Annotated in this window: 9 protein-coding genes; 4 read left to right on the top strand and 5 right to left on the bottom strand. The window is 63.4% G+C overall.

From position 1 onward, the window contains the following. Window position 1: 1 nt before the first annotated feature. The 3 genes from DS839_RS23260 to DS839_RS23250 form a co-directional block, all read right to left on the bottom strand. Window positions 2-295 carry a Dabb family protein gene (locus DS839_RS23260; protein ID WP_119272872.1) on the bottom strand — a complete coding sequence of 98 codons (294 nt, stop codon included), beginning with the start codon at window positions 293-295 and terminating at the stop codon, window positions 2-4. A 67-nt stretch (window positions 296-362) separates the two neighbouring features. After that, on the bottom strand, window positions 363-1667 hold the full coding sequence (gene chrA, locus DS839_RS23255) for a chromate efflux transporter (RefSeq protein ID WP_368911857.1): 1305 nt from the start codon (window positions 1665-1667) through the stop codon (window positions 363-365). Further along, a complete protein-coding gene (locus tag DS839_RS23250; RefSeq protein ID WP_119272871.1) occupies window positions 1640-2458 on the bottom strand; it encodes a chromate resistance protein ChrB domain-containing protein in 819 nt (272 codons plus the stop codon). Before DS839_RS23250 ends, chrA begins: the two co-directional genes overlap by 28 nt. 253 nt (window positions 2459-2711) lie before the next feature. Between DS839_RS23250 and DS839_RS23245 the strand changes: the two genes are divergently transcribed. Beyond that, on the top strand, window positions 2712-6182 hold the full coding sequence (locus DS839_RS23245; RefSeq protein ID WP_119272870.1) for an indolepyruvate ferredoxin oxidoreductase family protein: 3471 nt from the start codon (window positions 2712-2714) through the stop codon (window positions 6180-6182). 225 nt (window positions 6183-6407) lie between these two features. Here the strand turns inward: DS839_RS23245 and DS839_RS23240 are convergent, their stop codons facing one another. Then, complete coding sequence (locus DS839_RS23240; RefSeq protein ID WP_119272869.1) at window positions 6408-7325, bottom strand: arginase family protein; 918 nt, start codon at window positions 7323-7325, stop codon at window positions 6408-6410. 22 nt (window positions 7326-7347) lie between these two features. Continuing rightward, on the bottom strand, window positions 7348-9132 hold the full coding sequence (locus DS839_RS23235; RefSeq protein ID WP_162918745.1) for a sensor histidine kinase: 1785 nt from the start codon (window positions 9130-9132) through the stop codon (window positions 7348-7350). 167 nt (window positions 9133-9299) lie between these two features. On the opposite strand from DS839_RS23235, the gene hemH reads away from it, so the two are divergent. The 3 genes from hemH to DS839_RS23220 all read left to right on the top strand — a co-directional run bounded on the left by hemH (window position 9300) and on the right by DS839_RS23220 (window position 11906). Beyond that, entirely contained in the window at window positions 9300-10322 is a 1023-nt protein-coding gene (hemH, locus tag DS839_RS23230) for a ferrochelatase (protein WP_119272867.1), read from the top strand. 90 nt (window positions 10323-10412) lie between these two features. Next, the gene (locus DS839_RS23225) at window positions 10413-11438 is read left to right on the top strand and encodes an SPFH domain-containing protein (RefSeq protein ID WP_119272866.1); all 1026 of its coding nucleotides are present in this window, start codon (window positions 10413-10415) and stop codon (window positions 11436-11438) included. Window positions 11439-11456: 18 nt separating this feature from the next. Continuing rightward, window positions 11457-11906, top strand: a complete 450-nt coding sequence (locus DS839_RS23220) for an NfeD family protein (RefSeq protein ID WP_119272865.1) — start codon at window positions 11457-11459, stop codon at window positions 11904-11906. The last annotated feature ends 92 nt before the right edge of the window (window positions 11907-11998 follow it).

Genomic DNA, 11998 nt, shown 5'->3' with positions numbered 1-11998 from the left:
TCTAGGCGAGGGGCACGTAGTCGATCTCCAGGAAAGCCTCGACCTCTGGCACCCAGCGGTCGCGCACGAAGGCGACGTGATCGGGATGATCGTTATAGCCCGAATAGGCTTGCTGGTCGGTGAACTCCATCGAGAAGCCGAAGTGATAATCGTTCTTGGGACTTACCTGGCGAAGCTGCTCGAAGGCGCCGACGCCAGGTATGCTCGCGAGCAGCGTCGCATCGGCCAGAAACTTCTTCTCAGCGGCCGATCCCTTCGGATGCTTCAGCCTGAAAACGACGATGTGGCGGATCATGACGGCTCCCGTTGCTCGATCGGCGACGAACTTAATGTGAATAGCCTATCGTGAAAAGGGAAACTGCTCAGAACAAGGTCTTCCAGATCACGCCGAGCAAAGAGCAGAGCAGCAAGGTTCTGAAGATCCCTTGATGGAAAGCGAACAAGGCCGTGGCCGCGATGGCGGACAGGATCAAGGCCGGGACGTCGAGGCTCTCGAATTGCGGCACCAGGCCGAAAGGCGTGCGGTCTAGCGTGCCGAACAGCACATGCAGCGCGAACCAGACCGTCAGATTGAGGATCACGCCGACGACGGCGGCTGTCACCGCGGCCAAAGCGCCTGACAAACGCGGCATGTTCTGCAGTCGCTCGATATAGGGCGCTCCCGCCATGATCCACAGGAAGCAGGGGACGAAGGTCATCCATATAGTGATGACGGCCGCGGCGATGCCGCCCCACAAGCCGCCGGCGAAGCGGTAGCCCGCCATGTAGCCCACGAATTCGGTGACCAGGATCAAGGGACCGGGCGTCGTCTCGGCAAGGCCCAGGCCATCAATCATCTCATCTGCTTTCAGCCAGCCGAAAGTCTCCACCGCCTGCTGCGCCATGTAGCTCAGGACGGCATAGGCGCCGCCGAAAGTGACGATCGCGAGCTTCGAGAAGAATAGGGCGGTTTGCGCGAAGACATGGTTCCAGCCGAAACCCATGATGATCAGGGCCAGCGGAACGAGCCACAGAGCCAGCCACAAAGCCGTGGTGGCGAGCGTCGAGCGCCAATCGACCGCGACGGCCGGCGCTGCCGGCTCAGTTGCCGGGGTGGCGCGGAAGAAGCCGATGAGGGCGGCGATGAGGATGATCAGCGGAAAGGGAATCTGAAAGATGTAAAGAGCGACAAAGGCCGCCGTGGCGATCCACCAGTCGCTCGTGAATTTGAGCGCCCGCCGCGCCACGCGCAAGAGCGCCTCGATGACGATCGCCAGCACCGCCGCCTTGATGCCGAAGAAAAGCGCCGCGACGAACGGCACTTGGCCGAAGGCGGCATAGATCATCGACAGAACGAGGACGACCACGGCGCCGGGCAGCACGAAGAGCGTGCCCGCCGCGAGTCCGCCCCGCCAGCCATGCAGCGTCCAGCCGGCATAGGTCGCGAGCTGCATGGCTTCCGGGCCCGGCAGCAGCATGCAGAAATTGAGCGCCGCCAGGTAGCGCTTCTCGTCGAGCCATTTCTTCTCATCGACCAGCACGCGATGCATGAGCGCGATCTGGCCCGCCGGCCCGCCGAAGGAAAGAAGGCCGATCTCCGCCCAGGTCCTGAACGTCTCGGCGAAGCTCGGCCTTCCTGCTTGTTCCACCTGAAGTCCGTTCACGGCTTCGGCTTGTTGGTCGGCCAATTATGGGTCTCCTCGGTCGCGTCGCGGCACCAGCGGTAGAAGGCGTCATAGACAAGCATGCCGGCTTCGAGCTGCTGCAGATCGTCGGCGAACATGCGCGACAGGCCGAGGGAAGCCGCGAGCAGGCCCGCCGCTTCCGGCTCGAGATCGAGGCTTGCGGTATCCGCCCCCCTGACGATCCTGGCGAGGCGCAGGAGCGGTTCCGTCGTCAGGCCGAATTCCTCGATCATCGTGTCGAAGGTGCATTTTTCGCCGCGATGGCTCCAGAACGTGTCCTCGATGTCGAAAGGCGTTGCGCCGAAGCGCTCACCCACCATGACGACCTCGCTCGGGGCGACGAAGAGGAAGACGGCGTCGGGATCGACGAAGCGGCGGATGAGCCAGGGGCAGGCGATGCGGTCGACCTTGGGCCGCGAGCGGGTCACCCAGACGGTCCGGCCTTTGCCGTCGCGGCGCGGCAGCTTCGCGTCAGGGATGAGCGGCAGGCCCGATTTCAACCAGGCCTCGAAGCCGTCCTCGAGGACGCTCGCCTCCTTGCCGAGATGGCGCAGCCACGCGGCGGTGCCGTGGCTGAGCTTGAGGCCCTTCTGGCAGATGACGATGGCGGACGTGCCGCCGAGCTCGCTGCCCCAGCTCTCGGCCAATGGGTGCGGGCGCCAGACCGAGCCCGGGATGAGGCGCGGATCGGCGGCGAAATCCTCATCGGTGCGCACATCGATGAGATGCGGGCATTTGGGCAGGCCCACGAGACGGGCGAGCTTATCGACAGCAATAGTGTTGGGAGATGGCATGGGCGTCCTCATGAAATAGGAACAGGACGCGATGCTTCGGCATGTCGCCTTGTGGGGTGATCGCTTCGCCCCATGCGCCAATTAGGCCCTGTCCGGTGGCGCAAGTCAAGAACCGCGCAAGTCCGTTTCGTCGCGGCAGGTCTGGGCGATAGCAGATTGCCGATGTTTGCGGTGCTTTCCGGCCGCTATTTCTTTTTTGCCTTGAAATCCCTACCTTATTGTCGTTGGGCCCATGAGTGGTAGATTCAGAGGCATGACTCAGGCACCAGTTTCGCTCGACGACAAATATGACCTGACCAAGGACCGGGTGTTCATCTCGGGACCCCAGGTCATGGTGCGGGCGACGCTCGCCCAGAAGGCCCTCGACCGCGAGGCCGGCCTCAATACGGCGGGCTATATCACCGGCTATCGCGGCTCGCCCGTCGGCGGCGTCGACCAGGCCTTCGAGCGCGCCAAGGCCAAGCTCGAGCCCGAAGCCATCAAGTTCCATCCCGGCCTCAATGAGGACCTCGCCGCCACCGCGGTCTGGGGCAGCCAGCAGGCCGAAATGTGGGGCGAGGGCGCCTATGACGGCGTCTTCAGCATCTGGTACGGCAAGGGCCCGGGTGTCGACCGGAGCGGCGACGTGCTGCGCCATGCCAATGCGGCGGGCACCTCGAAACATGGCGGCGTGCTCGTCATGGCGGGCGACGACCATGGTGCCGAATCCTCGACCGTGCCGCATCAAAGCGAGATCGCCCTGCTCGACGCCATGATTCCCATTCTCAATCCGGCGGGCCTCCAGGAGCTTTACGACTATTCGATCTATGGCTGGGCGCTGTCGCGCTTCGCCGGCACCTGGGTCGGCGTCAAGTGCCTGCATGACACGGTGGAATCGACCGGCGTCATCGAAGCGGGCCTGCATCGCATCCGCCCGAAGCTGCCGACCAACTTCAAGATGCCGCCCGGCGGGCTCAATATCAGGCCGAATGACGACCGCCACGATCAGGAGAGGCGCCTCCACAATTTCAAGCGCCAGGCGGCCATCGCCTTCGCGCAGGCGAACGGCCTCAACCAGATCGTGTTCCGCGGCGGTCCCCATCCCAAGATCGGCATCGCCAGCGTCGGCAAGAGCTATCTCGACACGCGCCAGGCGCTGGACGAGCTCGGGATCGACGAGGCCATGGCGGCGAAGATCGGCCTGCGCCTGCTCAAGATCGGCCTCATCTGGCCGCTCGATTCCGCCATCATGCATGAATTCGCAAGCGGCCTCGATCTCATCATCTGCGTCGAAGAGAAGCGCGACCTGCTCGAGACGCATGTGCGCGAGTTGCTGTTCAACGACCGCAAGCACGCCATCATCGTCGGCAAGAAGGACGAGCAGGGCGACAATCTCTTCCCGGTCTATGGCACGCTCGAGCCCAACCAGATCGCCATCGCCATCGGCGAGCGCATCCTCTCCCACAAGCATTGGCCATCGGTCGCCGAACGGCTGGAAGAGATCAAGGGCGTGCAAAGCCGGCTCAGCAACATTCCCGATCTCCTCGCGCGCACGCCCTATTTCTGCGCCGGCTGCCCGCATAATTCATCGACGATTCTGCCCGAGGGTGCCCGCGGTTATGCCGGCATAGGCTGCCACTGGATGGTCCAGTCGATGCCGACCCGCAACACCCATGGCTCGACGCAAATGGGCGGCGAGGGCGCCAACTGGGTGGGCGAGGCGCCGTTCTCCAAGCGCAAGCATATTTTCCAGAATCTGGGCGACGGCACCTACAATCATTCGGGCCTGCTCGCCATCCGCGCCGCCCTCGCGTCGGATGCCAACATCACCTACAAGATCCTCTACAATGACGCCGTCGCCATGACCGGCGGCCAGGCGCATGACGGCAAGCTCAGTGTGCCGATCGTCGCCCAGCAGGTGCGCGCCGAAGGTGTCGAGCGCATCGCTGTCGTCTCGGATGAACCCGATAAATATTCGGGCGCCCAATTCCCGGCGCATGTCACCTTCCATCACCGCGACGATCTCAATGCGGTGCAGAAGGAATTCATGAACGTCAAGGGGACGTCGGTCCTCATCTATGACCAGACCTGTGCCGCCGAGAAGCGCAGGCGGCGCAAGCGCGGCGAATATCCCGATCCCAACAAGCGCGTCTTCATCAATGAGCTCGTCTGCGAAGGCTGCGGCGATTGCGGCGTGCAATCCAACTGCGTCGCCGTCGCGCCGGTCGAGACGCCCTTCGGCCGCAAGCGCCAGATCGACCAGTCGGCCTGCAACAAGGACTATTCCTGCGTCAAAGGTTTCTGTCCGAGCTTCGTCACCGTCGAAGGCGGTGAGCTCATCCGCGGCCTCGACGTCAAGAGCCTGCCCGGCAGCGGCGCCGTCTTCCCGGTCCTCGCCGATCCCAAATTGCCGCCGCTCCACCGCCCGTGGTCGATCATGGTGACCGGCATCGGCGGCACTGGTGTCATCACCATCGGGCATATCCTCGGCATGGCGGCGCATCTCGAGGGCAAAGGCACCGGCATCATCGACATGGTGGGCCTGTCGCAGAAGAACGGCGCGGTGGTGAGCCATCTCAAGATTGCCAACCGGCCGGAAGACATCGCCGCCGTGCGCATCGCCGCCGGCGCCGCCGACCTGATCCTCGGCTGCGATATCGTGACATCGGCGGGCGAGAAGGTGCTGGCCGGCGCGTCGCCCGAGCGCACCCACGCGGTGCTCAATATAGCCGAGGTCATGCCGGCTTCCTTCACCCAGAAGGCCGATCTCAAGATCCCTTCCGACGAGATGCGGCTGCGCATCGAAGGCCGGGTGTTGAAGGGAGCGGCACATCTCGTCGATGCGACCCGCATCGCGACCGCGCTCATGGGCGACTCCATAGCGAGCAACCTGTTCACGCTGGGCTTCGCCTATCAGAAGGGCCTCGTTCCGCTCAGCGCCCAATCGATCGAGCAGGCGATCCGTCTCAACGGCCAGGCGGTGAAGATGAATCTCGACGCCTTCCTGTGGGGCAGGCGCGCCGCGCATGATCTTGCCGCGGTCGAGAAGATCTTAGGCCCGCGCGAAAGCAAGGAAGAGACGCTGGACGAGATGGTGGCACGGCGCGAAGCCTTCCTCGCCAACTACCAGGACCACGCCTATGCCGCGCAATATATGGAATTCGTCGCCAAGGTAAGGCAACGCGAGGCGGAGGTCGTGCCCAAATCGGTGGAGCTTACCCGCGCGGTGGCGCGCTATCTGTTCAAGCTGATGGCCTATAAGGACGAGTATGAAGTGGCGCGGCTCTATACCGACGGCAGCTTCGATGCCGAGCTCGGCAAGCGCTTCAAGGGCGGCAAGCTCACTTTCCACCTGGCGCCGCCGCTCCTCGCCAAGACTGACCCGGTGACCGGCGTTCCCCGCAAGATGCGGTTCGGTCCGTGGATGAAGCGCGCCTTCACGGTCCTGGCGTGGTTCAAGTTCCTGCGCGGCACGGCCTTCGATCCCTTCGGCCGCACCCATGAGCGCCGGCGCGAGCGGGCGCTGATCGGTGAATATAAAGCGATCATCGATGAGCTGCTTGGCTCGCTGACGCCGAAGAATATCGCGCTCGCCGCGGAGATCGCCGGCGTGCCCGAGGGCATCCGCGGCTATGGCCATGTCAAGGAGCGCCATCTCAAGCAGGCCAAGGCGCGCGAAACCGAACTGCTCGACGCCTTCCGGGCCGGAAAGGCCAAAATGCCGGCGGCGATCGCGGCGGAGTAATCTCCCTGGGCGAATTGTGCCGATCCCTGTTGGGACCACTTTGCCGTGTCCAACTTCCCTGCGTTCACTGTGGAGAAAGCTCAGATAGCATTCTGAAATGCAAAGGCTTTCTTCGAAAAGCCTTCACGAAAGGCAAGTGTTTTGGGATTTTACCCTGTATCTTCCCTGTATCCGTTTGTCCCGCCCGACTTTCTTCCTCGCCGTCCCGGCAGCGCACGGCACTTTCTAACGGTTGGCGAGACTACCGATCACATTGCAGATGAGCCGGGCTGCGGTGAAGGCGCCGATGCCGTCCCGATCGCGTCTGGACACGAATTCGATGAGGTCGAAGCCGACCAGCCTCGCCTTGGCGATGGCGTCCTGGATCAGGCGCGTCACTTGCGTATGGGTCAGGCCACCGGTCGTCGGATAGGCGACGGCCGGCATGATCGACCAATCGAGCGCGTCGCAATCGAGCGTGATGAGAAGCGATGCGCCAGCTTCGATCTCGTCGAGCGCCAGCCCGATGCCGCGCTCATGAATGTCTGCCGCGGTGATGAGCTTGGCGCCCCAGGCCTCGGCGTCCTGCACTTCCTTCTCGCGCGCCGAGCCCATGCCGCGCATGCCGACCTGGACGATCTTCTCGACATGCTTCATCTCGGAGGCGCGGCGCATGGTGCTCGAAAAGCCGAGCGGCTCGCCATAGCGCTCCTCGCGCCAGTCGATATGGGCGTCGATCTGCAGGATGGTGATCGGGGCCTGATCGGAAAAGGCCTGGATGAAGGGAATAGGCGTCGAATCATCGCCGCCGATCATGATCGGCAAGGCGCCGTTGGCAAGGACGGCGCGCGTGCAGTCCTCGATCATCTTGCGATTGCGCGCCGCCTGCTTCGATTGCGTCGGCAGGTCGCCAAGGTCGGCGAGACGATATTTGTGTTCCTTTCCGAGCAAGGGACCGCCGAAATCGAAATCCCATGACTCGATGAAGGTCTGATCCGCCTTGAGCGCCTTGCGCAGGACATTGGGCGCCCGCTCGTAAGGCCGGTTGTCGATGCCGCGATAGGGTGTGCCATGCGGCGCGCCGAACAGCGCCACGTCGAAATCTCGCGCCGACGCCGAAAAGCGGCTGCCGAGAAAGGCTATGGGAGGCTTCTTGAGTTTCATCCGCTCTCTATCACACAGAGAGTCAAGCCGCGCCAGAGGTCGCAGTGGCTTTGGGCCATTTCACGCGCTCGGGCGGCAGCGCGAAGCGCGCGGTGGTTCCCGCGCCCAGCGTGCTCGTCAAGGCTACGTCCCCGCCATGGAGGCGCGCGAGCCGGCGGGCGATCGCAAGGCCGAGGCCAATGCCGCCATGGCGACGGGCGGCGCCGGTGTCGCCTTGCTCGAAAGGCTCGAAGATCCGCTCGATGTCTTTCGGGTCTATGCCGATGCCGTGATCCTTGATGAGGAAGGCGAGCCCATCCTTGGCGCAGCGCTCGATCTCGAGATGGACGGGGTTTCCGGGCATGGAGAATTTGATCGCATTGGTGATCAGGTTGATCAGCACCTGGCGGATGCGGGTGATGTCGCCCTGGATTTCCGCCGAACGATCGAGATCGATGGTGAGCGGGATGTCGGCCGCCTTGGCCTGCTCGCGGCACATCATATAAGCGATCTCGAAGATCTCGGCTGCGTCCATGTCCTGCTCGATCAGGCTCAGAGCGCCGCGCTCGATGCGCGTGACGTCGAGAATGTCGCCGATGATGTTGCGCAGATGGCTGCTGCTCTGCAGGATGGTCGTGGCATATTCGGCATAGACCGGGCTGCCCAGCGGACCGTCGCGCTGGGCGACGAGCATTTCGGAAAAGCCGACGATGGCGTTGAGCGGTGTCTTGAGCTCGTGGCTGGTGATGGCAAGGAACTGCGACTTGGCGGTGGAGGCGTGCTCGGCTTCCTCCTTGGCCTTGATCAGCTCGAGCTGGGCCCGTCTTTCGAGCGAGATGTCGCGGATCACGCCGCGATAGCCCAGGAAAATTCCGGTATGGTCCTGGAGCGGCTGCGCCGTCACCATCCACCAGTCGCTGCTCGATGTCCCGCGCTTAACTTCGAGGCGCAAAGCTTCGATCGCCACGCGATTGCCGGAAAGCTTGAGGAAGTCGTCCCAGCCCTCGGCTTCGGAGGGAGCCGCCACCGCCTCCTGGAAGGTCTTTCCGATGAGCGATGCGGCTTCCGTGCCGATCAGCATCGGCAGGCGGTCGGAAAAGTAGATGAGCTTGCCCTCGGCGTCGGTCTCCCACAAAAGATCGCTGGAGCAGCTTTCGAAATCCTTGAGCAGCAGGGAGATGAACTCGCTCTGCCGGTTCATCTCGTAATTGTCGGCGGCGCGCCGGATGAGCGTGCGGTTGAGCGCCAGGCTCATCAGCGACATCAGGACGGCGATGGCGACCGCGATGAAGCCCAGGATAAGGTCGATGTCCTCGCCGTGGCGGATCTCGCTGATGAAGATGGCGCCCGACACCACGGCGGTGAAGGCGATCGATGCGGAAGGCAGCCGGGTGAGCGCGAAAGCGCCGGTCACCGAGGCGATGAAGGAGATCGCGGTGATGACATGCTGCATTTCCCGTGCGGCATGGGGGAAGAGCTGCAGCGGAGGAAAGGCCCACAGGACGGCGAAAGCGAGGCTCGCCGCCTCGATGAGCCCGATGGTGCGGCGGGTATTGGTGAGGAAGTTGCGGCTTTTCGACCAGGCGCGCAGGACCGCCACGGTCAATGCCGCCTGGGCCACGGTCCAGGCCGTGAGCCAGGGATCGTTCACCGATCCCGAGCCGAACCACAGGATGACCAGGACCGCGAGGATATTGGCGCCCATCACATAGGGGCGGAACTGGGCGAGGGGAGCGAGCTGCTCGGCGCGGAACCTGCCGGTGTCGAATTTGAGCCGGGAGCCGAGGTCATGGGCGAACGGGCCGGAGGCCTGGTGAGGCTCGCTCAAGGAGCGCCTTCCCCATTGCCCGAGAGGCCCATCGCTCAGCGTCGGCATGATGTTCCGGCCCGTTCCTATAGCCCTGCTCGTCTCATATCTGGGGGCGGCTTGGGGTTGCGTTAAGGTGTCGCCGGTTCTTCCGCTTTGGTTAACAATCCGGTACTGCAAAGTCCATCATGCTGAACCTCGCAGAGAGCGGCGATCCTAAGGTCAAGGGCCGCATCGGCGTCCTCATCGTCAATCTGGGAACGCCGGAAGCGACGTCCTACTGGCCGATGCGCCGCTACCTGAAGGAGTTCCTTTCCGATCCCAGAGTCGTCGAGACCAACCGGCTCCTGTGGTGGTTCATTCTCAACGGCATCATCCTGACGACGCGGCCGAAACGCAGCGGCCATGCCTATGAGAAGATCTGGAACCGCGAGCTGGACGAATCGCCGCTCAAGACCATCACCCGCGCCCAGGCGGAGAAGCTCGCAGCCGAGCTGCGCGGCGATGGACCGATCCTCCTCGATTGGGGCATGCGCTACGGCTCACCACCGGTCGGCGAACGTCTCAAGGCGCTCAAGGAGCAGGGTTGCGAGCGCATCCTGATCTTCCCGCTCTATCCGCAATACAGCGCCGCAACGACGGCAACCGTGGCGGACAAGGTCTTCGAGGCCATGGCGGACTTACGCTGGCAGCCGGCCTTGCGATTCGTCCCGCCCTATTATGGCGAGCCCGTCCATATCGATGCGCTGGCTGAGAGTATCGATGCGCATCTGGCGACGCTGGACTGGGTGCCCGATGTCATCCTCGCCTCCTATCATGGCCTGCCGGAAAGCTATGTCGCGGCCGGCGATCCCTATTATCGCCATTGCCAGGAAACCACCCGGCTGTTGCGCGCGAAGCTCGATCTTTCGGAGACCAAGCTCAGGCTCGTCTTCCAATCGCGCTTCGGACGCGCCGAATGGCTCAAGCCCTATGCCCAGGACACGGTGGCGAGCCTGCCCGGCCAGGGCGTGCGCCATCTGGTGATGGTCATGCCGGGCTTCGCCGCCGACTGCGTCGAGACGCTGGAGGAAGTCGCCATCGGCCTCGCCGAGACATTTCGTGAAAATGGCGGAATAAACTTTTCGGCTGTGCCGTGTCTTAACGATTCGGACGTCGCCATTACCATGATGGCATTGTTAATTCGCCAGGAACTGGCCGGGTGGCTATGAAAGGGCTTGCGATTCATCAACGTGCCCCTATGGTAGCTCCCCAGAGAGGGCGCTTGACTACTTTCCTAATTTGAGGTTTGGAGACGGCTTATGTTCGAAGGCGCTGGTATAGCGGTCATCATTCTGCTGGCCGTGGTCCTGTTCGGTCTCTTGCGCTCGATCCGGATGGTTCCGCAAGGCTCGAACTACACGGTCGAGCGTTTCGGCCGCTATGTCCGCACGCTGCCACCGGGTTTGGGAATCATCGTGCCCTTCTTCGACCGGGTCGGCCACAAGCTCAGCATGATGGAGCGCGTCCTCGACGTGCCGAGCCAGGAAGTCATCACCCGCGACAATGCCATGGTGAAGGTCGACGGTGTCGCCTTCTTCCAGGTCATCGAGGCGGCCAAGGCCGCCTATGAGGTGCAGAATCTCGAAAATGCCATCCTCAATCTGGTGATGACGAATGTCCGCACCGTGATGGGCTCGATGGATCTCGACAGCCTCCTGTCGCAACGCGACGAGATCAATCACCGCCTCCTCGGGGTCGTCGATCAGGCGGCATCGCCCTGGGGCATCAAGATGAACCGCATCGAGATCAAGGACATCAGCCCGCCGCGCGATCTCGTCGAAGCGATGGCGCGGCAGATGAAGGCCGAGCGTGACAAGCGCGCCTCGGTGCTCGAAGCGGAAGGCCAGCGGCAGTCGCAGATCCTGCGCGCCGAGGGCGAGAAGCAGTCGGTGGTGCTCGAGGCCGAAGGCCGCCGCGAAGCCGCTTTCCGCGATGCGGAAGCCCGCGAGCGCGCCGCCGAAGCCGAGGCCAAGGCGACGCTCATGGTGAGCGAGGCCATTGCCGGCGGCAACATCCAGGCGATCAACTATTTCGTCGCCAACAACTACGTGAAGGCGCTCGAGGCGCTGGCGACCGCGCCCAACCAGAAGGTGCTGATGCTGCCTCTCGAGGCGTCATCGCTGATGGGCTCCTTGACCGGCATCGCCGAGATCGCGCGCGAGACTTTTGGCGGCGGTCCCTCCGACCAGACGGCGGCACACACGCCCAAGCGCAAGTCGAGCAGCAGTAGCAGCAGCAGCGGTAGCGCCAGCAGCAGTGTCCCCGCGGTCCCGCACAAGCCCTGAGCCTCCAAGAGACGGCTGATGCAGCAGTTCCTTCCCTTTCTCGGCGGCTGGACCTGGTGGGTGATCGCCGGCATCCTGCTCCTCATCGAGCTGATGCTGCCCGGCGTGTTCTTCATGTGGCTGGGGCTCGCCGCGGCGGTGATCGGCGTCATCGACCTCTTCGCCGATCTTTCCTGGCAGATCGAGATCGCGTTTTTCGCCGTGCTCTCGGCGCTTTTCGTCCTGTTCGTCCGGCCGCGGGTGAAATTCCCGGAAGGCGAGGCCACGAACCTCAACCAGCGCATGTATGACTTTGTCGGGCACTCCTATGTGCTGCACGAGCCGATCGTGGACGGGCGCGGCAAAGTCAGGATCGACGACACGCTGTGGGTGGTGACGGGATCCGATCGCGACAAGGGCGAATGGGTCAAGGTCAAGAGCGTCGATGGAACGCGGCTCGTCGTCGAGCCGGCGAGCAAGCCCGCTTAATCGGCTGCTCCACATGTACGCGTCTCCCTCCGCCGCGCTTCGCGCGGTGGAGGGAGATTTGGCGTGCACGGTTAACTTAACGCCTACGAGGG

The sequence above is a fragment of the Taklimakanibacter deserti genome (genome assembly GCA_003574785.1).
The sequence above is the reverse complement of the archived record's forward strand: the minus strand, read 5'-3'. Positions and strand labels throughout refer to the sequence as shown.